Genomic DNA, 23,121 nt, shown 5'->3' on the forward strand with positions numbered 1-23,121 from the left:
TCGTCACCGCAGGCGGCCCGCCGAGCCCAGCGAGAGGCGGGAGACGACCTGGCCGAAGGTGTCCTCCTCGGCGGCGGTCAGGGACACGGACTCCTGAGGGTGCCAGACCCTCTCCAACGGCATGTCCGCCCGCGCGCGGCGGGCGCGGGCTCGCTGCCCCAGGGCCACCGCCCACGCCGTCGCGGTGACGGCGAGCAGGCCGAGAAGCGTGATCACACGAGGGTCCGAGAACGGGCCGGGCAGGGACGGCATGGCTGACTCCGGGGCGCGAGGGCCGGTACGGCGGCGCGCTCCGGCTGACGGCGCGCACGCACGGCGCTGACCCTTCCGATTGTCCCTCTTCCGGCGGCGGCCGGGCAGGGTCGAGGCCCTCTTGTGCGGCTCGGAGAAGCGCTCCAAGGTGGCGGGAGTGGGAGAAATCCGGCCGGGAGGGAGCAGCCGCATGTCGGACGCAGGGGCGTGGGGGTTCACGGACGACAGGGGAGTGGCGCTGACGGCCGCGCGCAGGCCGGAGCGGGTCGTGGCCTACGTGCGGGCCGGGGCCGCGCTACGGGACCTGGGCGTGACGCCCGTCGCGGTGTACGGATCGGGGCACGACGGCAGCACGCTCGACCCGGTCAAGGCGGGGGACCTGGCGGCGGCGGGTGTCCCGTACCTCGGGCCCGGCCGGACCCTGGAAGAGGACGTCCTGCGGGAGCTGCGGCCGGACCTGGTGGTGGACGTGAGCTACGACGGGAAGAGCGCGTACGCGCTGGACGAGGCGGTCGCCGACCGGCTCGGGGTGCCCGCGGCCGTGCTCTCCGTCGGGAGCGACCAGCCGCTCACGGCGATCATCGGCCGGTTCGGGGATCTGGGAGCCGCGCTGCGCGACGGTGCCGCCCCCGGCCCGGACGCCGCCGACGCGGGTGCGGTGGATCCGGACGCGAGGGGTGCGGGGACCGTCGAGGCGTCCGAGGCGGCGATCGCCGCCGTCGCGGGGAGCACGACCGCGACCGTGCTGGCGCTGTCCGCCGCCGGCCCGGACCAGGTCCATCTGGCCCGACCGCAGGCATGGCCCGAGCTGGCCCGGCTTCTCGAACTCGGCGTACGCCTCCTCGACCCCGGTCCCGGACCCGGTGCCAACTGGCTCACCACGGACCGGGAGCACGCCGCGGGGCTCGCCCCGGACCTGGTGCTCTTCGACAACCGGTCCAACGCCGTACGACCCGAGGCCCTCCCGCCGGTGGGTGACGCGCGGGTGGCGCCGTGGAACCCGGAGACCCCGCCGAGCCCGGCGGCGTACGGCCGCTTCTTCCGGGACATCGCCGAGGCGCTCCGAGGCTGAGGGCTGCCCCGGCGCGCGGGGCCGGCTGCCGGGGGCCCGGGCACCCGGTGTCGCGGCTCACACGGTGGCGCTGTCCCCCAGCCGTTCCCGCAGCGAGGCGGCGAACTCCTCCACCCGTGCGAGCTGGGCGCGCAGCTCGGCGACCCGTTCGGTGGCCGCCTGCTCGTAGCCCCGGACCCGGGCGACCAGGGCGGCGCGCTCGGCCGCCGGCAGTTCCGTGTCCGTGCCGGGTCGGTCCGCGCCGAGCCGGTCCACGGCCCGCAGCAGTTCGCGGGTCTCGTCGATGCTGAAACCGAGCGGCTTCATGCGGCGGATCACCATCAGCCGAGCGACGTCGGCGTCGGTGTAGAGCGGGAAGCCGCCCTGGGAGCTGGCGGAAGGGACGACCAGGCCGGCGTCCTCGTAGTGGCGGATGGTGCGCAGCGACAGTTCGGTGCGCGCCGCCACCTCGCCGATCTGCATGGGCTCCCCGGGGATGTGCCGCCTGCGCACGCCGATCCCGAGGTTCGTCCCCCGGCCCAGGCCCCGGACGGCCCCGTCCATGCCCGTGCCCGCGCGTACTCCTCTGTCCCTGCCCAGGTCTCTGCCCACGGCGTCCTTCCCTTCGTCAGGCTGCTGCGGGCGCGATACCCGCGCATTACATCCCATTCGTCATAACTTCAGCACTTATGTGAGTCGGAAAGGCGGCGCAACGCGGTCGAAGGGCCACCCGGTGTGCCCGTGCGCCCTCCGGAGCCGACGAAAAGGGTGAGCCGGAACGGGTGAGCCGGAAGCTGTGAGCCGGAAGGGGCAAGTCAGAACGGGTGACCTGAAGGGGCAGGCCGGAAGCAGCAGGCCCGGAAGCCGAACGGGGGAAGCCCGGCGGAATCCGGCCGGAAGTGTGCGGAGGAGTCGGCCGGAAGCCGAACCGAGGAAGCCGCCGCGGACGGGCGGGCAGCCGGGCGCCGCCCTCGCCCCGGCCCGGGAGGGCAGGGCGGAAAGCGCCGGAAAGATCCCCCGCGCGTGGCGCGGAGAACGTCAGGTCAGGGCCACACCAGGCAGTACGGCTGGTGTCCCGCCTCGTGGAGGCGTACCGAGAAGTCCTGCCACTCGTGCAGCAGCTGGTAGACGTTGAAGGCGTCCCTCGGGCCGCCGCGGTCCGGGACCGTGGACCAGATGAAGGCGGCGGCGCCGACCGACTCCTCGCCGATGCCGCGGAGCGGATCGACGACGGTCATGGGCAGCTTCACGACGGCGTAGTCGGGATGGAGCACCACCAGTTCCAGTGGGGGCACCTTGTGCAGGGGCATGCCCTGGATACCGGTGAGCACCATGGCGGCTATGGTCTCCGGCTTGATCTTGGTGAACATGCCGCCCATGCCGAGCTCGTCGCCGCCCAGTTCCTCCGGGCGCATCGAGATCGGGACGCGGGCCGCCGTGGCGCCGTCCGGTGCGCCGAAGTACTTGTACGTCACCCCCAACCGGCCACTCCCGCTCCCTGTCGTGGATTCCGTCGACCCTGCGGGTTCTTCCGTACGCCGTCGCCGGTGCTTCCCCCGCCGGGCAGGCTCGGGACCCAGGTCGTCCGTCCCCTCACCCAGTCCGCCACCGCGATGCATATCTCCACCCGACTGCTTTTTTGGGCAGCACGACCCCCGCCGTGCAACCCGATCACCGTGTTCAGTGACCTCCCCCACGCTCTCGCGGTGAAACACCTGTCCGCAAGAACGTCCGGCCCTCTGACACCATGGATTCCGTGAGCCATCCCTATGACGCCCCAGTTTCGCAGACGCGGAGCACCGACGCCCCGGCGTAACGCACAGGGTGCCCACGCACTCCTTCCGTACTCACAGCCGTACTCGCAGGTCAGGACCACAGTGCCGTATTCATACGAAGCCCCAGTCTCACAGACGCTTTTCGACCGCGCGTCCCTCGTGACGCCCGGCGGCGTGAACTCGCCGGTGCGCGCCTTCCGGGCCGTGGGCGGAACGCCCCGGTTCATGGTGTCCGGTACCGGCCCTTACCTCACCGATGCGGACGGTCGTGAGTACGTCGACCTCGTCTGCTCGTGGGGTCCGATGATCCTCGGCCATTCCCACCCCGAGGTGATCGCCGCGGTGCAGGCGGCCGTCGCTCGCGGTACCTCGTTCGGCACGCCGGGCGAGGGCGAGGTCGCGCTCGCCGAGGAGATCGTCGCCCGGATCGAGCCGGTCGAGCAGGTCCGTCTCGTCTCCTCCGGCACGGAGGCCACGATGTCGGCGATCCGGCTGGCCCGCGGTTTCACGGGCCGGGCGAAGGTCGTGAAGTTCGCCGGCTGCTACCACGGGCACGTGGACGCGCTGCTGGCCGCGGCCGGCTCCGGTGTGGCCACTTTCGGTCTGCCCGACACGCCCGGCGTGACCGGCGCTCAGGCCGGGGACACCATCGTCCTGCCGTACAACGACCTGGAGGCCGTCCGGGCCGCGTTCGCCGCGCACCCGGGCGAGATCGCCTGTGTCATCACCGAGGCGTCGCCGGGCAACATGGGCGTCGTCCCGCCGGTCGCGGGCTTCAACCAGGGCCTGGCGGACCTGTGCCGCGAGAACGGCGCGCTCTACATCTCCGACGAGGTCATGACGGGCTTCCGGACCTCGCGTGCCGGCTGGTACGGCGTCGACGGCGTCGCTCCCGACCTGATGACCTTCGGCAAGGTCATGGGCGGCGGCTTCCCGGCGGCGGCCTTCGGCGGCCGCGCCGACGTCATGGGCCACCTCGCCCCGGCCGGCCCGGTCTACCAGGCGGGCACCCTCTCCGGTAACCCGATCGCCACGGCCGCGGGCCTCGCCCAGCTGCGCCTGCTGGACCAGGCCGCGTACGACAAGGTCGACGCGGTCTCCCGGGAGATCCAGGGGCTGGTCACCGGCGCGCTCGCCAAGGAGGGCGTCGCCCACCGGCTGCAGACCGCGTCCAACATGTTCTCCGTGTTCTTCACGGCGGACGAGGTGCGCGACTACGACGACGCGAAGAAGCAGGAGGCCTTCCGCTTCAACGCCTTCTTCCACTCGATGCTGGCCGACGGCGTCTACCTGCCCCCGTCCGCCTTCGAGTCCTGGTTCGTCTCCACGGCCCACGACGACCGGGCGGTCGAGCGGATCGCCGCCGCGCTGCCCGCCGCCGCCCGCGCCGCCGCGGAGGCCACCGCATGAGCGTCGAGCACATCGACAGCGGCCTGCCGGACAACCGGCCCGGCCAGGACGACATCACGGTCGTCCACGTGGTGCGCCACGGCGAGGTGCACAACCCCGACGGCGTCCTCTACGGCCGCCGTGCCGGGTACCACCTCTCCGAGCTCGGCCGGCGGATGGCCGACCGGGTCGCCGAGCACCTGGCCGACCGGGACATCACCCACGTCGTCGCCTCCCCGCTGGAGCGGGCCCAGGAGACGGCGCAGCCGGTCGCGAAGAGCCACGGTCTGGACCTGGCCACGGACGAGCGGCTGATCGAGGCGGCCAACGTCTTCGAGGGCAAGACCTTCGGAGTCGGCGACGGCGCCCTGCGCAAGCCGGGCAACTGGAAGCACCTGACCAATCCGTTCAGGCCGTCCTGGGGCGAGCCGTACCTGGAGCAGGTCGTCCGGATGATGGGCGCGCTGGACGCGGCGAAGGACGCGGCCCGCGGTCACGAGGCGGTCTGCGTCAGCCACCAGCTGCCGATCTGGATCGTGCGCAGCTTCGTGGAGAAGCGGAAGCTCTGGCACGACCCGCGGCGGCGGCAGTGCACGCTGGCGTCGCTGACCTCGTTCACGTACCGGGGGGACCGGATCGTGTCGGTCGGCTACAGCGAGCCGGCCAGGGACCTCGTCCCGGCGCACCTCCTCGCGGGCGCGAAGCCGGTCAAGGGCAAGTCGAAGGCCTTCGGGGCGTAGCGAACCCCTCCCCGCGAACCCGTCCCGGCCCGGGGCGGGTTCGCGCCGCGTGGTGGAGTATCCCGCTCCGCCGTCGAACGTGTGGCGTAACGTCGCACGGGTACACCGTCAAGGCGATCGGATGACGTGAAGTCATCTGGTCGCCTTGAAATTTTTGTGCTAATTCCCGGAACCTCCGTGTTCCTCCCGGCATCTCACTCATTGTCGGTTTGGATGACTGTGAGGTCATACGCAAGCGCGAATGGGGACGTCATGCGCGGGATCACTCGAAGGGGCCTACTCGGAGCAGGTGTGGGGGCGGCGGCGCTCGGGGTCGCCGGATGTAGCACCGGAAAGCAGGACAAGTCGGGGCAATCCGGCCCGGGCAAGGGAGGTGACGTCTCGGGTACCCCGAGCACGCCGCCGCCCACCAAGGAGGAGGCCCGGCTCATCGGTGACGGTTCCACCTCCGACACCGGGAAGCAGCCGAACCAGCCCGACGCTCCCGTCCCGCTCGAACCGGGCCAGACGCCACCGCAGTTCGTGATCTTCTCCTGGGACGGCGCCGGAGAGGTCGGCAACGGGCTCTTCCCGCGCTTCCTCGAACTCGCCCGCAACCACGACGCGGCGATGACCTTCTTCCTCTCCGGGATCTACCTCCTCCCCGAGTCCAAGAAGAACCTCTACCGCCCGCCGAACAACCGCGTGGGCGCCTCGGACATCGGCTACCTCACCGACGACCACATCAAGGAGACGCTCAAGCACGTCCGCCAGGCCTGGCTCGACGGGCACGAGATCGGCACCCACTTCAACGGCCACTTCTGCGGCGGCTCCGGCTCCGTCGGCAACTGGACGCCCGCCGAGTGGCAGAACGAGATCGACCAGGCGACGAAGTTCGTCACCGAGTGGAAGACGAACAGCGGCTGGACCGACCTCGACCCGCTGCCCTTCGACTACTCGAAGGAGCTCGTCGGCGGACGCACCCCGTGCCTGCTCGGCCAGGACAACCTGCTGCCCACGGCGAAACGTCTCGGCTGGCGCTACGACGCCAGCTCCCCCGGCGGCCTCCAGACGTGGCCGGTCAAGCGTCAGGGGATCTGGGACCTCCCGCTGCAGGGCGTGCCGTTCCCCGGTCACTCCTTCGAGGTCCTCTCGATGGACTACAACATCCTCGCCAACCAGTCGCGGAACACCACGCGGGGCATGCCCTCGCGCTATCCCGGCTGGCGGCAGCAGGCCACCGAGGCGTACCTCGCCGGGTTCCGGCGGGCCTACGAGTCCAACCGCGCGCCCTTCTACATCGGCAACCACTTCGAGCAGTGGAACGGCGGCATCTACATGGACGCCGTCGAGGAGGCGCTCAAGGGCATGGCGGGCAAGAAGGACGTGCGGCTGGTCTCCTTCCGGCAGTTCGTGGACTGGCTGGACGTGCAGGACCCGCAGATCCTCGAGAAGCTCCGCTCGCTGGGGGTCGGGCAGTCGCCGGCCGGCGGCTGGAACGCCTTCCTGCGCCCCGCCGGCGCCTCGACCGGCACCCCCGCCGCCTGAGGGCGCCGTCCCGTCCGGGTCCGTCGGCCCGGGCGGGCCCCTGTGGGCGCCTCGCCGATCTTGCCGAGACCGGCCCCGTAAGCCCCTGTACGTCCGCTTAAGCCCCCTTGACAAGGGGCTTTACGGGCACGTAGGGGGGTGCCCAAGATCCCTGGAACGCCCATGCGAAACTTTTCACATGAGCCTTAGCCGAGCCCCTCGACGCACGCTGCTCGCCGTCGGATCGCTGGCGGCCGCCCTCGCCCTGTCGGCCTGCACATCGGACACGAACGGCAAGTCCGGCGGCGGCGGTGACACCAACTTCGTCACCAACACGGGTGGTGTCTCCACGGTGGTCAAGGGCGAGCGGAAGCCGGTCAACGCGATCGCGGGCGAGACCCTCGACGGCACGCGGCTCGACGTCGCCGACCTCAAGGGCAAGGTCGTCGTGCTGAACGTGTGGGGCTCGTGGTGCGGCCCCTGCCGTGGCGAGGCCCCGCACTTCGCCAAGGTCGCCAAGGAGCTCAAGGCCAAGGGCGTGGAGTTCGTCGGGCTCAACACCCGCGACGCCGACAAGTCCAAGGCCGTCTCCTTCGAGGAGGAGTTCGGCATCACCTACCCGAGCCTCTACGACCCGGACGGCAAGCTGATCCTCAACGGCTTCCCCAAGGGCTCCCTGATCCCGCAGGGCATCCCGTCCACGATCGTCCTCGACCGGGACGGGAAGATCGCCGCGCGCTCCCTGATGGCTCTGAGCGAGACCAAGCTCCGCTCCATGATCGACCCGATCGCGGCGGAGAAGTGACGTGAACGAGACGGTCTTCAGCGGGGCCCTGCTGCTGGCGCTGCCCATCGCCGTCCTCGGCGGTCTGGTCTCGTTCTTCTCGCCGTGCGTCCTGCCGCTCGTCCCCGGCTACCTCTCCTACGTGACCGGCGTCACCGGCACCGACCTGATGGAGGCCAAGCGCGGCCGGATGGCGGCCGGCGCCTCGCTCTTCGTCCTCGGCTTCTCCGCGGTCTTCGTCTCCGGCGGTGCCCTCTTCGGCTACTTCGGCTGGACGCTCCAGGAGCACCGCGAGACGCTCACGACGGTCCTCGGCATCCTCATGATCGCCATGGGCGGGTTCTTCCTCGGCCTCATGCCGTGGTTCACCCAGCGCGAGTTCCGCTTCCACCGCAGGCCGGTCACCGGTCTGGTCGGCGCGCCGCTGCTCGGCGCGCTCTTCGGCATCGGCTGGACGCCGTGCATCGGCCCGACCCTGGCGTCCGTCAACGCGCTCGCCGCGCAGGAGGCCAGCGCCGGTCGCGGCGCCCTGCTGACCGTCGCGTACTGCGTCGGGCTCGGCGTGCCGTTCATCCTGGCCGCGATCGCCTTCCGCAAGGCGCTCGGCGCGTTCGGCTGGGTCAAGAAGCACTACGCGTGGGTGATGAGGATCGGCGGCGGCATGATGATCCTGACCGGCCTGCTGCTCCTCACAGGTGCGTGGGACAGCATGGTGGCCGATATGCAGGGCTGGTCCAGCGGCTTCACGGTGGGGATCTGAGAGTTCCGATGAGCAAGACCGACACGGGCACGACGGGTGCCCAGGAGCAGGACAGCCTCGGCGAGGCCGGGGCCCAGCTGTCCACCGCGCCCCGCGAGGAGACCGTCGTCGGCGGTCCCACCCTCGGGGTCGTCGGCTGGATCCGCTGGCTCTGGCGCCAGCTGACCTCCATGCGGGTGGCGCTGCTCCTGCTCTTCCTTCTGTCCCTCGGGGCGATCCCCGGCTCGCTGATCCCGCAGACCAACGTGGACGAGCTCAAGGCGCAGGCGTTCAAGGACGCCCACGAGACGCTGACGCCGCTCTACGAGAAGCTCCAGCTCTTCGACGTCTACAGCTCGGTGTGGTTCTCCGCGATCTACATCCTGCTGTTCGTCTCCCTCATCGGCTGCATCGTGCCCCGCACCTGGCAGTTCGTCGGCCAGCTCCGCGGCCGCCCGCCGGGCGCGCCCGGCCGCCTCACCCGGCTGCCCGCGTACACGACCTGGCGCACGGAGGCCGAGCCCGAGCAGGTCCGTGAGGCGGCGCTCGGGCTGCTGAAGGGCCGCCGCTTCCGCGCCCACGTCGTGGGGAACGCGGTCGCCGCGGAGAAGGGCTATCTGCGCGAGACCGGAAACCTGGTCTTCCACCTCGCCCTGATCGTGATGCTGGTGGCGTTCGCCACCGGCCAGCTCTTCAAGTCCGAGGGCGGCAAGCTGATCGTCGAGGGCGGCGGCTTCGCCAACACGCTGACGCAGTACGACGACTTCAAGTCCGGTTCGCAGTTCAGCACGGAGGAGCTGGAGCCGTTCAGCTTCAAGCTGGACTCGTTCACCGGGACGTACGAGAAGAACGGCCCGCAGCGCGGCACGCCCCGCACCTTCGAGGCGGCCGTCTCGTACGCGGAGGGCACCGGTCCCGACAAGAAGGCGGTCATCCGGGTCAACGAGCCGCTCGAGGTCGGCGATTCCAAGGTCTACCTGATCGCCCACGGCTACGCGCCCGTCGTCACCGTCCGGGACGGCCGCGGGAAGGTCGTCATGCGCGAGGCCGTCCCGCTGCTGCCGATCGACAACAACATCACCTCCACCGGCGCGGTCAAGGTGATGGACGGCTACCGCGACAAGAACGGCAAGAAGGAGCAGCTGGGCTTCCATGCCTTCTTCGTGCCGACGTTCGCCGGTGCCGGCAAGGGCGACATGTTCTCGCAGTTCCCGGCGCTCGACTTCCCGGTCATGGCGATCACCGGCTTCCACGGTGACCTGCGCGTGAACTCCGGTCTGCCGCAGAACGTGTACCAGCTCGACAAGTCCAAGATGACCCAGTTCCAGGACAAGGACGGCAACAAGCTCGCCCAGCGGCTGCTGCCCGGCGAGACGATGACGCTGCCCGACGGCGCCGGCTCGATCACCTTCGAGAAGGACGTCAAGGAATGGGCCAGCTTCCAGATCTCCCAGCAGCCCGGCAACGGTCTCGCCCTCGCGGGCGCGATCGCCGCGATCGCCGGCCTGTCCGGCTCGCTGTTCATCCAGCGGCGCCGGGTCTGGGTCCGGGCCGTCCAGGGGAAGGACGGCGTCACCGTCGTCGAGATGGCGGGTCTTGGCCGGAGCGAGTCCGCCAAGCTTCCCGAGGAGCTGGCCGACCTCGCGGTCACGCTCCACACACAGGCGGCGCCGACCGCGCCGGAACCCGCAGAAGAACCTGCCGAAGCTGGAGAGGCTGACAAGTGATCCTCGCCGCCGCGACCAACGAGAGCCTGGCGCAGATGAGCGACTACCTCATCTACTCCTCGATGGCCGTCTACACGCTGGCCTTCCTGGCCCACATCGCCGAGTGGGTGTTCGGCAGCCGCAGCAAGGTGGGCCGGACGGCCGCCGCGCTCACGCGGAACGACGCCGGCGGGTCCGCCCCGGCCGTCACCGTCCAGGTGAAGCAGGACGGCGGCACCGCCGTCCTCGACAAGCCCCGGGTCGTGACGCGCTCCTCGGCCGGTGCCCGGGACGTCCCGGACGGCCCCGGCGCGGCCGGCGGCACGGCGCAGGGCGACCTGTACGGCCGGATCGCCGTGTCCCTGACGGCGCTCGCGTTCCTGATCGAGGCCGCCGGGGTGGTCACCCGCGCGTTCTCCGTGCAGCGTGCCCCGTGGGGCAACATGTACGAGTTCTCCACCACCTTCTCCACCGTGGCGGTCGGCGCGTACCTCGGCTTCCTCGTCGCGCGGAAGAACGTCCGCTGGATCGGTCTGCCGCTGGTGACGACGGTCCTGCTCGACCTGGGCATGGCCACCACCTGGCTGAAGACCCCGAGCGACCAGCTGGTGCCGGCGCTGGACTCGTACTGGCTGTGGATCCACGTCTCGACCGCGATCTTCTGCGGCGCCGTCTTCTACCTCGGCGCGGTCGCCACCCTGCTCTACCTCTTCCGCGACTCCTACGAGAACAAGCTGGCGACCGGGGGGAACCCCGGCTCCTTCGCCCGCTCGGTGCTCGAGCGGCTGCCGTCCGCGGCCTCGCTGGACAAGTTCTCGTACCGGGTCAACGCGGCCGTCTTCCCGCTGTGGACCTTCACGATCATCGCGGGCGCGATCTGGGCCGGCGACGCGTGGGGCCGCTACTGGGGCTGGGACGCCAAGGAGGTCTGGTCCTTCATCACCTGGGTCGGCTACGCGGCGTACCTGCACGCCCGCGCGACGGCCGGCTGGAAGGGGCGCAAGGCGGCCTACATCGCGCTGATCGCCTTCGGCTGCTTCCTCTTCAACTACTACGGCGTCAACATCTTCGTGAACAGCAAGCACTCCTACGCGGGCGTGTGAGCCGGGGGCCCGCGGGCCCCTGAGCGCGCGCGGCCACGCGGAACGGCGGCCCGGACCCTCGGTCCGGGCCGCCGTCCTGCGCTAGCGGGCGGGCGGCGGCGGGGCGACGCTGGAGGTATGAGCGAGATCCCCCGGGGCAGGTGCGAGACCCACGACGGCGACACGCACCTCCTGCGGTTCACGGTGGACCTGCCGCACCCGGCGGCGCCGGTCTGGGAAGCCGTCGCCACGGCCGACGGCCTGCGGGAGTGGCTGTGCGAGGCGGACCCGATGGAGCCCCGGCTCGGGGGGCTGCTGACACTGCACCGGCTCAACGGGGACACGGTCGTCTCGGGACGCGTGACGGCCTGGGACCCGCAGAGCGTGGCCGAGTACACGGTCGATCCCCCGCACGGACGGATCCGCTTCCATCTGGAGCCGGGCGGTGCGGGCGGCGGGTCGACCGTGCTGCGGTTCGGCAACGAGTTCCGGGGCGCGCGGGAGCAGAAGCTGGACACCCTGGCGGCCTGGCACGACCACTTCGAGCGGCTGGCCGCCGCGCTGGACGGGTCGCCCACGAACTGGGCCGACTGGTCGGCCGACCGCTGGCAGGAGCTGCGGGAGCTCTACGCCCGCGACGACGCGCCCTGGCCCAAGTGGGAGCCTTAGCGGGTGTGGGCCGGCGGGCGTTCACCCGCGGCGCGGCGGGAGGCAGGACGCGGCGGGGGGCCGGCCTTCCGGCCAGGCGATCTGGACGAACCGCTGCGAGCCGTCCTGGGCCAGTTCCACGATGGGCACCGCCTTGTCGAAGGGGTTGCCGAAGTTGTCCAGGCAGATCCAGCCGCCCGCCCCCTCGACCCGGAGCGAGCCCTTCACCTGGGGCCACTGGGTGGCGACGTCCGCCGCCTCCGGGTAGTGCTTGCCGTCCGGGGTCGCCTGGCGGATGGCGTGCACCGCCGTCGCCATCGCGTCGTACGCGATGATCGCCTGGCCGTCGGCGAGCGGGACCGGGGTCTTCGAGGCCCGCGCGATGTCGGTGAGGAAGGTCGCGTAGGCGGCGGCGGAACCGCCGGTCCGCGGGACCGGGCGGCCCGGCGCCGGCTTCCAGGCGTCGGGGTGGGCCAGTGAGGCGTAGCGGACGGTCAGCCGCGTCTTCAGGGCCTTCCGGTCGAGCTTGCTGTCCGCGCCCAGGTACGAGCCCTCGTCGCCGGTGAGGATCGTGAAGGCCCGTTCCGCGCAGCCCCGCGCCCCGAGGGCGTTGATGAACTGGCGCAGCTGCGTGTGCCGGCCGGCGAAGAAGACCGTCTCCGCCCGTGTGTCGCAGATCAGGTGGGTGATCTGGCGGAAGGTGTTCGCGGTGGTGCCCTCGTCGGTCGGGTCGGGCGGCGAGGTGAAGAGCTGCGGCTCGTAGGGCGCGCCCTTCAGGGAGGCGGCGAACGCGGTCTTGAGGGTGTCCGTGTAGTGGTCGCCGGTGCGGGTGTCCTGGACGAGGAGCGCCTTGGCGGCCACCACCTTGCCGAAGTGGGCCAGCGCCTTGGCCTCGTCGCTGTTGGTGGGGGAGACCCGGGCCAGGCCGGGGTAGCGGTTGTTGCCGGCGCCGGGGCCGTTGGCGATGTCGTCCGCGGTGATGGTGGTGCCGACGACGGCGATGCCCGCGCCGGTCAGGGAGGCCACCGCCTGCCGCACCTCGGTGGAGCTGGTGGCGACACCGGAGACCGCGCGGAGCCGGTCGGGTGCGGCCGTCATGGTCTTGAGCCGTTCCACGGTGGGGCGCCAGTGGGCGTTGCCCTTGCCGGTGTTGGCGAGGACGAGCCGGATCCTGGGGGTCTCGCTGTTGGAGGCGTGGTTGGCCCGGTACTGGCGGGCGTAGGCGCCCAGCACCTCGTGCCGGACCTTGACCCGCATGCCGGGGTCGGTGGAGGTCAGCGGCAGCAGCAGGGCGACGGTGGCGTACTCGTCGCTCGTGAGCGTCGCGTTCTCCGTGGCGATGGCGCGGGCGACCTCCGTGAGGGAGGGGACGCCGAAGTCGTAGCCGTCGCCGTTCACGCCGACGCACTCAGTGCTGCCCGCGGGCCGTTCGACCCCCCGGGCGCAGGAACGGTCCTCCGGGGTGGTGGCCCGGTCCACGACGTAGCCGATGCCGGTGCCGAGCACGGCCAGGGCGAGGACGGTGGTGACGATCTTCTGGCGGGTGGTGAACCAGACGCGGTAGCGCAGCCGGTCGGCCAAGGTCCTCAGACTCCGATCCCCGTGCCCGGCGGCAGCGAGAGCCCCCGCCAGGCACGGATGTCCTTCGGCCAGTGGGTGGCCGCGTCCCACAGCGGGCTGTTGCCCGTCCGGTGGCGGCCGGAGAGCTGGCGCAGTTCGTGCGCCAGCTTGTCGGTCACCTCGCCGTCGGGCAGCGCGAGCGGATCCGTGAGCAGCCAGACGGCGTGCAGGAGCCGCCGGATGAGCAGCTGGAGCTCGGTGGCGTCGTCGTCGAGGCCGGCCGGGAGCCGGTCGGCGGGCTGCCGGCCGAGGGCGACGGCGCGGCGCGGGTCGGGCCCGGTCCCGTCCCGTCCCCGGGGGTAGGGCGCGGAGGCGATGAACCGCAGCCGTCCCAGCCAGCCGACGACGTCCGGGTCGGGGAAGGTGAGGCGCAGGTGGGTGACCGCCTCCTCGGTGCGGCCGAGGGCGAGTTCGTGGTGCAGCCGGTGCCGCCCGGCCGGGTCCCCGGCGTAATGGCGGTGCAGGGTCTCGTGGACGGCGCGCCAGGTGGCGTACTGGTCCCCGTCCTCGAAGCGCAGGCGGTGCAGGAGCAGGGCGCGGAGCAGCGGGTCGGCGACGAAGTGCTCGGGGCCCTCGGGCCAGTCCTCGCCGCGCAGCTCGTCCCGCACGCGCAGGACCATGTCGCCGTCCGGGGACTCCCCGCGCAGGCGGGTGCGGGCGAGCACGCGGGCCGACTCCTCGTCGTGGGCGGCGGCCAGGACGGCGAAGGGGCCGGGGTTGACGCCCGGCAGAAGCGCGGCGAGCAGGGCGGGGGCGACCGGGACCGGAGCGGCGTCCTCGCGGAGCTCGACGGTGAGGTCGAGGAGGGAGCCGGGAGTGAGCGTGGACCGCAGGGGGGCCGGGGCCTCGCCGGCGGTCCGGCCGAGCAGGATCACGCCGAGCGGCCGGCCGCCGGTCAGCCGGTGGACGCCCCGGGCGAGTTCGGCGGGGGTCCGGCCGGCCGGGTCGAAGCGGTCGAAGGCGTTCTGGGTCTGGGCGGGGGAGAGCGGGGTGAGTTCGACGGCGAGGATGCCGGAGGTGACGTCCGGGCCGCGGGGGCAGGGCGCGCGGTGAGCGGTCTCCGGCAGGCGTAAGCGGGTGGCGTGCCGGATGCCGTCGTGGTCGCGGACCCGGGAGGCGGCGATGACCACGACGTGGTCGCGGCGGCCGTCCGCGCGGGCGCGCAGAATCGGTTCGACCAGGCGCCGGCCGAGCGGTTCGTGGGCGTTGTCGAGGAGCAGGACGGGTCGGCCGCGGCGGGTGCCGAGCCGGGTGAGGCCGGTGTAGGCGCGGCCCAGGTCCTCGATCAGGGCGCCGACCAGGAAGTCCTCGGCCTCGCGCCGGCGGCGGCCGCCCTGCGCGAAGTCGACGGCGAGCTGCTGGAGTCCGGCCTTCCCGCGGCCTCCGGCGTTGCGGTAGGTGCCGTACCAGCTCTCGGAGGTGCGCTGGAAGCGGCCGAACACCTCCTCCAGGACCGTCTCGACGGTCGCCTCGGCGAGCAGCCCGGCCATCGGGGCGGTCGCCTCCGCGAAGGTGGCGGCGAGCTTGGCGAGCACCTTGCCGACCCAGTTGACGGCGGCTCCCTTGGCCGCGTCGACGGTGGCGAGCACGGGGCCGAGCCGCTGGAGGTCGCGCCGGGCCCGCTCGTCGTCCTCCTGCGACCAGCCGATCGAGGCGACCGCGACCAGGCCGAGCGAGAGCCGGGGGAACTGCACGGGCTTGGCCGCGTACACCTTCGGCGCGAGTTGGACCGCGAGCTCGGCGAGGGCCCCGGTGAGCGGGTTCCAGCCGGGGCCGTGGTCGGCGGGCGGTTCGATGTGGGCGCAGTCGAGCAGCGCCAGCGGAGTGGCCGACCGGTAGGTGTTGCGGAGCTGCTTGAGCAGGGCCGTCTTGCCCATGCCCCGCCCGCCGGTGAAGACGGTGACGGGCGGGTCGTCGCCGTGTTCGTAGGCGGTGCGGGCGAAGCCGTCCGGTGTCAGACCGGTGAGCCGCGCTGCGAGCCCGGACTCGTGGAAGACCGCCTCGCGGCCGTACAGCTCTCTGTCCACCTGTCACCCCCGTCACAAGTCAACTCAAGACTATCCAGAGGGTGCTGAATGTTCGTCAGGCTTTCCGGCACCGTTGCGCAGGTGTTGTCATCCTGTGGCGATCGCGTCGAGTCGGCCCCGCAGATAGGCGTGGGACTCGATGCCGTGGATCGTGGTGCCGGGGTCGCACTCGTAGAAGTAGACGAGCGACATCAGCTCCTCGGCGGGCGCGTCGGCCGGGGGCGGGAGGACCCGGTGGCGGCCGGACCGCCATCGCCCGCCGGTCCAGCTCGCCATCAGGTCGCCGATGTTGATGGTCAGGGCGTCGGGGTCGTACGGGGCGTCCTGCCAGCCGGCGTCGTCGGTGAACACCTGGAGGCCGCCCCGGCCCGCCTGCCGGTCCAGGACGGTGACCGTGCCGAAGTCGGTGTGCGGGCCGATCCGGAACTGGCCGGGCTCCGGCTCACCGGTCCGATCCCGCCCCGGGTACCAGTTGATGTTGAAGCCGAAGGTGGGGTGCCCGGTGTGCCGGGTGAAGAAGTCGGCGTCCTCGCCCAGGGCCGAGCCGAGCCGGTCCAGGATCCGGTCCGACAGGGTCCGCATCTGCCGGAGGTAGGTCTCCACCAGCGGTCTCAGTTCCGGCACCTCGGCGGGCCAGGTGTTCGGCAGGAACCACTCGGCGTCGACGGCCGGGTTCCCGGTCGGCTCCTCGGCCGCGAAGGAGAGCGACTCCTTCAGGTCGGGCGGGGTCGCGGTGCCCTCCGCGTACCCGTTGGCCTCGGCCCCCGGTCCGAGCCAGCCGCGCCCGCCGACCCGGACGGCGTACGGCTCCTTGGCGGCGGCGGGCAGACGGAAGAAGGCGCGGGCGGCCTCGCGGATGTCCGCGCGCAGGACGGGGTCGATCCCGTGCCCGGTGACCAGCAGGAAGCCGGCCTCGCGCAGTGCCCGGTCCACGGCGGCCCGCTGTCCCTCCGGGGCGCCGGTCAGGTCGATGGTGGGGACGACCGTCCCGCTCCCGCCGGAGCGGACCGTCCCGCTCCCCCCGCCCGTCCCGCGGATCTCACTCATCGCCGATGTCCTCGTTCCAGAGGGCCGGGTTACGGGTGACGAACTCGCGCATCATCGCCGTGCAGGCGGGGTCGTCGAGCAGCACGATCTCCACGCCGTGCTCCGCCAGCCAGCCGTGCCCGCCGTGGAACGTCTCCGCCTCCCCGACGACGACCCGGGAGATCCCGAACTGCCGGACGAGCCCGGAGCAGTACCAGCAGGGGGACAGCGTCGTCACCATCGTCGTGCCCCGGTACGTGCGCTGCCGGCCCGCCGCCCGGAAGGCGGCGGTCTCGGCGTGCGTCGAGGGGTCGCCGTCCTGCACCCGCCGGTTGCGCCCGCGTCCGAGCAGCGTGCCGTCGGCGCCGTACAGGGCCGCCCCGATCGGGATCCCGCCCTCGGCGAGTCCGGCCCGCGCCTCGGCGACCGCGGTCGCGAGCCACTGCCGTGCCTGTTCCTGGTCCATGTCCGGACCCTTCCCCGGCGGGAGGCGCCCCTCACGTCCGGGACGTCATGCCTGCGGCGATCGCTCCTCGTAGGGGAAGAGAGCGAGCGGGGCCTCGCGCTGGAAGAAGGTCTTGGCACGGATCATCGCCTGCTCGTCGGCCCGGATCCGGCCCGGCCGGGAGGCGGTGCCGGTCAGCACGCCGCCGAAGCGCATCCGGAGGTAGGCCGCCGAGTGGTGCAGGTTGGTGACCAGGCCGTCCGCGACCTCGTGCTCCTCGTGCGCCATGGCCGTCACGCCCCACAGCGTCCGGCCCGCCATCCGCGCCTTGAAGTCCGAGCCGGGCACGTTCAGCCAGCCCGACCAGTAGTCCAGATAGCGCTTGGTCTGCGCGGACAGGCTGTACCAGTACAGGGGCGAGGCGATGACGACGTCGGTGGCCTCCAGGGTGGCCTGCCGCAGCAGCTCCTCGTTCTCCCCGCCCGGCCGGCCGCCCGACTCGTGCCGGCCGTCCTGGAAGTCGGGCAGGACGAGTTCGTTCAGGTCGACCCAGCGTTGCGGGACGTCGGCGGGCAGCTGCGCCGCGGCGGCCCGGGCGAGGATCTCGGTGTTCCCGTCGGGGCGCGAGCTGCCGAGGACGAAGAGGAACGAGCGGTCCGTGCCGGGGGCGGCGTCGAGAGTCATGTCAGCTCCGGTCTCGTGGGTGCTCCGGTGCCAACTCCGTTGCCCCGGGCCGTATTCCGCCGTCCCATCGGCCGGGCCGATGGGCCCATCGGGAGGACGCCCCACTGGCCCGTGGACCGGCTCCGCGGCCGTCCGTAGCGTCATGGCCATGAGAAACGAGACCAGGGGAACCGCAGAACTGACCCTCGCGATGGTGCTCTCCGGCACCCTCGGCATCTTCGTCGTCGAGTCCGGGGCGTCCCCCTTCGAGGTGGTCTTCTTCCGGTGCCTCTTCGGGGCGGTCGCCCTCGGCGCCTACAGCCTCGCCCGCGGCTACTTCACGGGCCACGGCCTGACCCCGAGGAAGCTCGGACTCGCCGCCCTCGGCGGCGTGTTCATCGTCTTCAACTGGGTGTTCCTCTTCGAGGCGTACGAGGCGACGTCGATCTCCTTCGCCACCGTCGTCTACCACACCCAGCCGTTCTTCCTGGTGGTGCTCGGCGCGGTGCTCTTCCGGGAGCGGATCACGGCAGCGAAGTTCGGCTGGCTCGGCCTCGCATTCGTCGGCCTCGTGCTCGTCTCCGGCATCAGGCCCGGGGACACCGCCTCCCTCAAGGGTCTGGGGTTCGCCCTCGCCGCCGCCGTGCTCTACGCCCTGTCGACGATCGTCACCAAGCGGATCACCGGCGTCCGGCCGCACCTCGTCGCGCTCGTCCAGGTGCTCGTCGGCCTGCCCCTGCTGCTGCCCTTCGCCGACTTCGGCGCGGTGGCCGGGCTCGGCGCGGGCTGGGCCTGGCTGGCCGGCCTCGGCCTGATCCACACCGGGCTGATGTACGTCCTGATGTACGCGGCCTACCAGAAGCTGCCCACGGCCAAGATCGCCGTGCTGGCCTTCACCTACCCGGCGGTCGCGATGGTCGCCGACTGGGCGGTGTACGGCCACCACATCGGTCTCGTCCAGGCGCTCGGCGTCCCGCTGATCGTGCTGGCCAGCCTGAAGGTCACGCTGTCGGCGAAGGGTCCGGAGCGTCCTCGCGGACGAGTCGCCGCGCCTGCTCCACGAACAGCCGCACATGCGCCGGAAGCCGTTTCCCCCGCCGCCACGCGATCTGCGTGAAGAGCGTGAACGGCGGCTCCCAGTCGAGCGCCACCAGCGCCCCGGACGCCAGCTCCTCGCCGACGGCGATCCGGGGCAGCAGCGCGATGCCGAGCCCGCCGGTCACGCCCCGCTTGGTCGCCTCGATCGTGCCGAACTCCATGAAGGGCGGTGCCCAGTGCCTCAGCTCACGCTCGAAGAGATCGCGGTAGGGGCAGCCGGGCTCGGTCCCCACCAGCTGCGCCGCCGCCAGGTCCGCGCTGGTCAGGCCGGTGCGTCCGGCCAGCGGATGGCGTCGCGAGGCCACCAGGACCAGCGGTTCGGCGGCGAGCACCTCGCTCTCCAGACCGTCGTGCTCCGTCTCGGGCTCCATGAGGAAGCCGAGGTCGTAGGTGCCCTGGCGCAGCGCCTGCCGGGTCTCGTCGCCGAGGGTGGGGCGCAGGGTCAGCCGGATCTGGGGGTAGCGGTGGTGGAAGAGCTCCAGGAGCGGTGGGAGCCGGTAGGAGGTGAGCGACTCCATCGTGCCGACGGCGATCGTCCCGGCCGGCTCCTCGGCCTCGGTGACCGCGGCGCGCGCCTCCTCGGTCAGCTCGATGATCCGCCGGGCGTACGGCAGCAGGCGCTCGCCCGCCTCGGTGAGCCGGATGCGGCTGCCGAGCCGTTCGAAGAGCTCCACGCCGAGGGAGGACTCCAGGGAGCGGATCTGGCTGGTCACGCTGGACTGCGCGTACTTCAGCTCGGCGGCGGCCCGGGTGAAGCTGAGGACCGCCGCGACCTTCTCGAAGGTGACGAGAAGCCGGAGTTCCACGGTCAGGACTTCCCGACGTCGTCGCCGTCCTGCTCGCGCCTGCGGAGTTCCTCCTCGCGGCGGCGCAGGTCGGCCTCCCAGTCCTTCAGGACGGCCTCGTCCTTCTTGTTCTCGTCGCGCAGGGAGTTCAGGAAGTCGGGGTTGTCGTCGGGCGCGACCCACTCCTGGCGGTGGTTGCGGTGCCACTCGGACGGTGTCCGGCCGCCGGCCGGCGCGCGGCGCATCTTGCCCGCGGCGAACCAGACGATCGGCCCGACGATCCAGAAGAGCAGGATGATGATGACCCAGACGACCTTCGGCAGGTGCTTGGCCTCGTCCTCGGGGGTGTTGAGGCAGTCGATGAACGCGTAGATCGTCAGCGCCAGCGGCAGGATGTACATCAGCGCCCTGAGCATGTGGGACAGCCCCCTGGAAGCAATGGCGGGGCGCGTTTCGAAGGCCCCGGTGACAGGCCCAGCGTAGCCGGTGACCGATACTGGCCCCTATGGCTTACGACGATCTCCGCTCGCTGCTCAGGGCCCTGGAACGCGAAGGCGACCTCAAGCGCATCAAGGCCGAAGTCGACCCCTACCTGGAAGTCGGGGAGATCGTCGACCGGGTGAACAAGGCGGGAGGCCCGGCCCTTCTCTTCGAGAACGTCAAGGGCTCGGCCATGCCGCTCGCGATGAACGTCTTCGGGACGGACCGGCGGCTGCTGAAGGCGCTGGGCCTGAAGTCCTACGAGGAGATCAGCCAGAAGATCGGCGGGCTGCTCAAGCCGGAACTGCCGCACGGCTTCGTCGGGGTCCGCGAGGCCTTCGGCAAGCTCGGTTCGATGGTCCACGTGCCGCCGAAGAAGGTGAAGTCCGCAGACGCCCCGGTCCAGGAGGTCGTCCTCACCGGCGACGACGTGGACCTGGACCGCCTGCCGGCGCTCTTCACCTGGCCCAAGGACGGCGGTTCCTTCTTCAACCTGGGTCTGACGCACACCAAGCACCCGGAGACGGGCGTGCGGAACCTGGGGCTGTACCGGCTCCAGCGCCACGACAAGCGCACGATCGGCATGCACTGGCAGATCCACAAGGACAGCCGCAACCACTACGCGGTGGCGGCGGCGCGCGGGGAGCGGCTGCCCGTGGCGATCGCCTTCGGCTGCCCGCCGGCCGTGACCTACGCGTCGACGGCGCCGCTGCCCGGGGACATCGACGAGTACCTGTTCGCGGGCTTCGTGCAGGGCAAGCGGATCGAGATGGTCGACTGCAAGACGGTGCCCCTCCAGGTGCCGGCGCAGGCGGAGGTCGTGATCGAGGGCTGGCTGGAGCCCGGCGAGATGCTCCCCGAGGGCCCCTTCGGCGACCACACCGGCTTCTACACCCCGCAGGAGCCGTTCCCGGCGCTGAAGATCGACTGCGTGACGATGCGCAAGCGTCCGCTGCTCCAGTCGATCGTGGTCGGCCGCCCGCCGACGGAGGACGGGCCGCTGGGGCGGGCGACGGAGCGCTTCTTCCTGCCGCTGCTCAAGATCATCGTGCCGGACATCGTGGACTACCACCTGCCCGAGTCGGGCGGCTTCCACAACTGCGCGATCGTCTCGATCGACAAGAAGTACCCCAAGCACGCGCAGAAGGTCATGCACGCGATCTGGGGTGCGCACATGATGTCGCTGACGAAGCTGATCATCGTGGTGGACAAGGACTGCGACGTCCACGACCTGCACGAGGTCTCCTGGCGGGCGCTCGGCAACACGGACTACGCCCGCGACCTGACGGTCGTCGAGGGCCCGGTCGACCACCTCGACCACGCGTCGTACCAGCAGTTCTGGGGCGGCAAGGCGGGTATCGACGCGACGAAGAAGCTCCCCGAGGAGGGCTACACCCGCGACGGCGGCTGGCCGGACATGGTGGAGTCGGATCCGGCGACGGCGGCCCTGGTGGACCGCCGCTGGAAGGAGTACGGCCTGTGACCACCGCGGCCGTACCCGGCGCCCAGCCGGGCCGCACGAAGGCGTTCCTGCGGCTCGTGATGATCGAGCACTCGGTCTTCGCGCTGCCCTTCGCCTACATCGCCTCGCTGACCGCGATGTTCCAGCTCGACCGGAACATCCACTGGGTCACTCTCCTGCTCGTCACCGTCTGCATGGTGGGACTGCGGACCTTCGCGATGGCGTGCAACCGGATCATCGACCGGGAGATCGACGCGCGGAACCCGCGCACGGCCAACCGCGAGCTGGTCACGGGCGCGGTCTCGGTGCGTTCGGCGTGGACGGGAGCGGGGATCGCCGTCGTCGTCTTCCTGGGCGCGGCGGCGCTGCTGAACCCGCTGTGCCTGGCGCTCGCGCCCCTCGCCGTCATCCCGATGGTCGTCTATCCCTACGGGAAGCGGTTCACGAACTTCCCGCACGCGATCCTCGGTCTGGCGCAGGCCATAGGGCCGATCGGCGCCTGGCTCGCGGTGACCGGGGAGTGGTCCTGGGACGCGGTGATCCTCGGCCTCGCGGTCGGTGTCTGGATCGGCGGCTTCGACCTGATCTTCGCCTGCCAGGACGTCCAGGCGGACCGTGCCCACGGTGTCTTGTCGGTGCCCGCCCGCTTCGGCGTCCCGGCGGCCCTGTGGGGCGCGCGGGCCTCGGCCGTCGTGGCGACCGGTCTGCTGGTCTGGTACGCGCTGGCGACCGGCGCCGGCGTGTTCTTCTGGACCGGTCTGGTGATCGTGGCGGCGGCGTTCTGCTACGAGCACTCGATCGTGAAGCCGCACGACCTGTCCCGGCTGAACCGCGCGTTCTTCACGGTCAACGGGTTCATCGGCATGGCGCTGTTCGTGTGCGCGCTGCTCGACCTCCTGGTGCGCGGTCTGACGGTGTGACGGGCGGGCGCCCGCTCCCGGGCGTGCGCCGGGCGGTGCTCACGGTCGACCGGAACTCCTGACGCGTCGCCCGCGAGCACCGCCGGATAGGCTCGTCGGCGTGGAGCCGGTAGAGAAGAAGCAGCGACGTCCCTGGGTGGTCGGGGTGTCCGGGGCGTCGGGGACCCCGTACGCCGCCGCCGTCCTGAGGGGGCTGCTCGATGCGGGGGAGAGCGTCGACCTGGTCGTCTCGCGGGCGTCGCGGCTGACGCTTCTCGACGAGACCGGGATCGCCTTCCGGGATGGGCACTGGCGCGAGGATCTGACGACCTGGCTGGCGCTGGGTGCCGACGGGAAGCCGGGCACCTTCGCGCCCGACGTGAGCGACGTGCGGTACTGGGCGGCGGGCGACCTGGCCGCCGGGCCGTCCTCGGGCTCGTACCCGGTGAAGGGGATGCTGATCGTGCCCGCGTCGACGGCCGCCGTGGCGGGCGTGGCGCTGGGGCTTTCGAAGGACCTGCTGCAGCGGGCCGCGAGCGTGATGCTCAAGGAGCGGCGGAAGCTGGTCGTCGTGGTGCGGGAGACCCCGCTCAACGGGCAGACGCTGAGGCATCTGGTGGCGCTGGACGAGGCGGGCGCCGTGGTGCTGCCCGCCTCTCCGGCGTTCTACGCGGGGGCGACGCACATCCAGGATCTGGTGGACTTCGTCGCCGGGCGGGTCCTCGACGCGGCAGAGGTGCCGCACCGGCTGTACCGCCGTTGGGAGGGGGAGCTCGGTGGAGCGTCCTCCCGGGGGGATTAGCGCTTCTTGGCGGCGTGCTTCTTCTCGGCACGCCTGGAAGCGGACGGCTGGTGGGCACGCGAGCGGTTGGCCAGGTCCTGCAGCTCGCGCATACGGGCGTAGGCCATCTCGATCGTGTACACGGTGAACACCACTCCTGAAA

24 protein-coding genes are annotated in these 23,121 nt (G+C 71.6%); 13 read left to right on the forward strand and 11 right to left on the reverse strand.

What is annotated here, in order from left to right:
- Positions 1-3: 3 nt before the first annotated feature.
- The gene (locus ACGFZF_RS23105; RefSeq protein WP_393556842.1) at positions 4-252 is read right to left on the reverse strand and encodes a hypothetical protein; all 249 of its coding nucleotides are present in this window, start codon (positions 250-252) and stop codon (positions 4-6) included.
- A gap of 190 nt (positions 253-442) precedes the next feature.
- On the opposite strand from ACGFZF_RS23105, the gene ACGFZF_RS23110 reads away from it, so the two are divergent.
- Positions 443-1,324, forward strand: coding sequence for an ABC transporter substrate-binding protein (locus tag ACGFZF_RS23110; protein WP_393556844.1), 882 nt, complete (start codon positions 443-445; stop codon positions 1,322-1,324).
- A 57-nt stretch (positions 1,325-1,381) separates the two neighbouring features.
- Here ACGFZF_RS23110 and ACGFZF_RS23115 read toward each other — a convergent pair whose 3' ends face one another.
- A complete protein-coding gene (locus tag ACGFZF_RS23115) occupies positions 1,382-1,786 on the reverse strand; it encodes a MerR family transcriptional regulator (RefSeq protein WP_393557291.1) in 405 nt (134 codons plus the stop codon).
- 560 nt (positions 1,787-2,346) lie between these two features.
- The gene (locus ACGFZF_RS23120) at positions 2,347-2,922 is read right to left on the reverse strand and encodes a hypothetical protein (protein WP_393556846.1); all 576 of its coding nucleotides are present in this window, start codon (positions 2,920-2,922) and stop codon (positions 2,347-2,349) included.
- A 258-nt stretch (positions 2,923-3,180) separates the two neighbouring features.
- On the opposite strand from ACGFZF_RS23120, the gene hemL reads away from it, so the two are divergent.
- The 8 genes from hemL to ACGFZF_RS23160 all read left to right on the forward strand — a co-directional run bounded on the left by hemL (position 3,181) and on the right by ACGFZF_RS23160 (position 11,693).
- Positions 3,181-4,488, forward strand: a complete 1,308-nt coding sequence (gene hemL, locus ACGFZF_RS23125; protein ID WP_147979121.1) for a glutamate-1-semialdehyde 2,1-aminomutase — start codon at positions 3,181-3,183, stop codon at positions 4,486-4,488.
- Positions 4,485-5,207 carry a histidine phosphatase family protein gene (locus ACGFZF_RS23130; protein WP_393556848.1) on the forward strand — a complete coding sequence of 241 codons (723 nt, stop codon included), beginning with the start codon at positions 4,485-4,487 and terminating at the stop codon, positions 5,205-5,207. Before hemL ends, ACGFZF_RS23130 begins: the two co-directional genes overlap by 4 nt.
- 252 nt (positions 5,208-5,459) lie before the next feature.
- Entirely contained in the window at positions 5,460-6,734 is a 1,275-nt protein-coding gene (locus tag ACGFZF_RS23135; protein ID WP_393556850.1) for a hypothetical protein, read from the forward strand.
- 178 nt (positions 6,735-6,912) lie between these two features.
- Positions 6,913-7,518: a TlpA family protein disulfide reductase gene (locus ACGFZF_RS23140; RefSeq protein ID WP_393556852.1), complete on the forward strand. Its 606-nt coding sequence runs from the start codon at positions 6,913-6,915 to the stop codon at positions 7,516-7,518.
- A gap of 1 nt (position 7,519) precedes the next feature.
- Positions 7,520-8,257, forward strand: coding sequence for a cytochrome c biogenesis protein CcdA (locus tag ACGFZF_RS23145; RefSeq protein ID WP_356602718.1), 738 nt, complete (start codon positions 7,520-7,522; stop codon positions 8,255-8,257).
- Positions 8,258-8,265: 8 nt separating this feature from the next.
- Complete coding sequence (locus ACGFZF_RS23150) at positions 8,266-9,963, forward strand: cytochrome c biogenesis protein ResB (RefSeq protein ID WP_393556855.1); 1,698 nt, start codon at positions 8,266-8,268, stop codon at positions 9,961-9,963.
- Positions 9,960-11,045 carry a c-type cytochrome biogenesis protein CcsB gene (ccsB, locus tag ACGFZF_RS23155; protein WP_393556857.1) on the forward strand — a complete coding sequence of 362 codons (1,086 nt, stop codon included), beginning with the start codon at positions 9,960-9,962 and terminating at the stop codon, positions 11,043-11,045. The genes ACGFZF_RS23150 and ccsB overlap by 4 nt, the downstream gene beginning before the upstream one ends.
- Before the next feature lie 117 nt (positions 11,046-11,162).
- Positions 11,163-11,693, forward strand: a complete 531-nt coding sequence (locus ACGFZF_RS23160) for an SRPBCC domain-containing protein (protein WP_393556859.1) — start codon at positions 11,163-11,165, stop codon at positions 11,691-11,693.
- A gap of 21 nt (positions 11,694-11,714) precedes the next feature.
- On the opposite strand, the gene ACGFZF_RS23165 is transcribed toward ACGFZF_RS23160, so the two are convergent.
- From ACGFZF_RS23165 to ACGFZF_RS23185, 5 genes are all read right to left on the reverse strand, one after another.
- On the reverse strand, positions 11,715-13,253 hold the full coding sequence (locus ACGFZF_RS23165; protein ID WP_393556861.1) for a hypothetical protein: 1,539 nt from the start codon (positions 13,251-13,253) through the stop codon (positions 11,715-11,717).
- Between the two features lie 5 nt (positions 13,254-13,258).
- The gene (locus ACGFZF_RS23170; RefSeq protein WP_393556863.1) at positions 13,259-15,319 is read right to left on the reverse strand and encodes a hypothetical protein; all 2,061 of its coding nucleotides are present in this window, start codon (positions 15,317-15,319) and stop codon (positions 13,259-13,261) included.
- 87 nt (positions 15,320-15,406) lie between these two features.
- Positions 15,407-16,366, reverse strand: a complete 960-nt coding sequence (locus ACGFZF_RS23175) for an isopenicillin N synthase family dioxygenase (RefSeq protein ID WP_393556865.1) — start codon at positions 16,364-16,366, stop codon at positions 15,407-15,409.
- Positions 16,359-16,811, reverse strand: coding sequence for a nucleoside deaminase (locus ACGFZF_RS23180; RefSeq protein ID WP_393556867.1), 453 nt, complete (start codon positions 16,809-16,811; stop codon positions 16,359-16,361). Before ACGFZF_RS23180 ends, ACGFZF_RS23175 begins: the two co-directional genes overlap by 8 nt.
- Positions 16,812-16,856: 45 nt before the next feature.
- A complete protein-coding gene (locus ACGFZF_RS23185; RefSeq protein ID WP_356602734.1) occupies positions 16,857-17,474 on the reverse strand; it encodes an NAD(P)H-dependent oxidoreductase in 618 nt (205 codons plus the stop codon).
- 148 nt (positions 17,475-17,622) lie between these two features.
- Here ACGFZF_RS23185 and ACGFZF_RS23190 point away from each other — a divergent pair, with 148 nt between their 5' ends.
- A complete protein-coding gene (locus ACGFZF_RS23190) occupies positions 17,623-18,570 on the forward strand; it encodes a DMT family transporter (RefSeq protein ID WP_393556869.1) in 948 nt (315 codons plus the stop codon).
- On the opposite strand, the gene ACGFZF_RS23195 is transcribed toward ACGFZF_RS23190, so the two are convergent.
- A complete protein-coding gene (locus ACGFZF_RS23195; protein WP_393556871.1) occupies positions 18,455-19,357 on the reverse strand; it encodes a LysR family transcriptional regulator in 903 nt (300 codons plus the stop codon). The two genes, ACGFZF_RS23190 and ACGFZF_RS23195, sit on opposite strands and share 116 nt — an antisense overlap.
- Positions 19,358-19,359: 2 nt before the next feature.
- Positions 19,360-19,752, reverse strand: a complete 393-nt coding sequence (locus ACGFZF_RS23200) for a PLD nuclease N-terminal domain-containing protein (RefSeq protein WP_147979134.1) — start codon at positions 19,750-19,752, stop codon at positions 19,360-19,362.
- 89 nt (positions 19,753-19,841) lie between these two features.
- Between ACGFZF_RS23200 and ACGFZF_RS23205 the strand changes: the two genes are divergently transcribed.
- The 3 genes from ACGFZF_RS23205 (at position 19,842) to ACGFZF_RS23215 (ending at position 22,979) form a co-directional block, all read left to right on the forward strand.
- Positions 19,842-21,299, forward strand: coding sequence for a menaquinone biosynthesis decarboxylase (locus ACGFZF_RS23205; RefSeq protein ID WP_393556874.1), 1,458 nt, complete (start codon positions 19,842-19,844; stop codon positions 21,297-21,299).
- Positions 21,296-22,198 carry a menaquinone biosynthesis prenyltransferase MqnP gene (gene mqnP, locus ACGFZF_RS23210; RefSeq protein ID WP_393556876.1) on the forward strand — a complete coding sequence of 301 codons (903 nt, stop codon included), beginning with the start codon at positions 21,296-21,298 and terminating at the stop codon, positions 22,196-22,198. The genes ACGFZF_RS23205 and mqnP overlap by 4 nt, the downstream gene beginning before the upstream one ends.
- 100 nt (positions 22,199-22,298) lie before the next feature.
- Entirely contained in the window at positions 22,299-22,979 is a 681-nt protein-coding gene (locus ACGFZF_RS23215; protein ID WP_393556878.1) for a UbiX family flavin prenyltransferase, read from the forward strand.
- On the opposite strand, the gene ACGFZF_RS23220 is transcribed toward ACGFZF_RS23215, so the two are convergent.
- A complete protein-coding gene (locus ACGFZF_RS23220) occupies positions 22,976-23,113 on the reverse strand; it encodes a hypothetical protein (protein WP_187282727.1) in 138 nt (45 codons plus the stop codon). The two genes, ACGFZF_RS23215 and ACGFZF_RS23220, sit on opposite strands and share 4 nt — an antisense overlap.
- Positions 23,114-23,121 lie beyond the last annotated feature (8 nt).

This window comes from Streptomyces sp. NPDC048338 (genome assembly GCF_043201055.1).
In the GTDB taxonomy this organism is placed as follows: domain Bacteria; phylum Actinomycetota; class Actinomycetes; order Streptomycetales; family Streptomycetaceae; genus Streptomyces.

Coding starts and splice junctions, on each gene's coding strand:
- ACGFZF_RS23105 (WP_393556842.1), bottom strand. CDS start 252: ATGCCGTCCCTGCCCGGCCCGTTCTCGGACCCTCGTGTGATCACGCTT.
- ACGFZF_RS23110 (WP_393556844.1), top strand. CDS start 443: ATGTCGGACGCAGGGGCGTGGGGGTTCACGGACGACAGGGGAGTGGCG.
- ACGFZF_RS23115 (WP_393557291.1), bottom strand. CDS start 1,786: ATGCAGATCGGCGAGGTGGCGGCGCGCACCGAACTGTCGCTGCGCACC.
- ACGFZF_RS23120 (WP_393556846.1), bottom strand. CDS start 2,922: ATGCATCGCGGTGGCGGACTGGGTGAGGGGACGGACGACCTGGGTCCC.
- ACGFZF_RS23130 (WP_393556848.1), top strand. CDS start 4,485: ATGAGCGTCGAGCACATCGACAGCGGCCTGCCGGACAACCGGCCCGGC.
- ACGFZF_RS23135 (WP_393556850.1), top strand. CDS start 5,460: ATGCGCGGGATCACTCGAAGGGGCCTACTCGGAGCAGGTGTGGGGGCG.
- ACGFZF_RS23140 (WP_393556852.1), top strand. CDS start 6,913: ATGAGCCTTAGCCGAGCCCCTCGACGCACGCTGCTCGCCGTCGGATCG.
- ACGFZF_RS23150 (WP_393556855.1), top strand. CDS start 8,266: ATGAGCAAGACCGACACGGGCACGACGGGTGCCCAGGAGCAGGACAGC.
- ACGFZF_RS23160 (WP_393556859.1), top strand. CDS start 11,163: ATGAGCGAGATCCCCCGGGGCAGGTGCGAGACCCACGACGGCGACACG.
- ACGFZF_RS23175 (WP_393556865.1), bottom strand. CDS start 16,366: ATGAGTGAGATCCGCGGGACGGGCGGGGGGAGCGGGACGGTCCGCTCC.
- ACGFZF_RS23180 (WP_393556867.1), bottom strand. CDS start 16,811: ATGGACCAGGAACAGGCACGGCAGTGGCTCGCGACCGCGGTCGCCGAG.
- ACGFZF_RS23185 (WP_356602734.1), bottom strand. CDS start 17,474: ATGACTCTCGACGCCGCCCCCGGCACGGACCGCTCGTTCCTCTTCGTC.
- ACGFZF_RS23190 (WP_393556869.1), top strand. CDS start 17,623: ATGAGAAACGAGACCAGGGGAACCGCAGAACTGACCCTCGCGATGGTG.
- ACGFZF_RS23200 (WP_147979134.1), bottom strand. CDS start 19,752: ATGCTCAGGGCGCTGATGTACATCCTGCCGCTGGCGCTGACGATCTAC.
- ACGFZF_RS23205 (WP_393556874.1), top strand. CDS start 19,842: ATGGCTTACGACGATCTCCGCTCGCTGCTCAGGGCCCTGGAACGCGAA.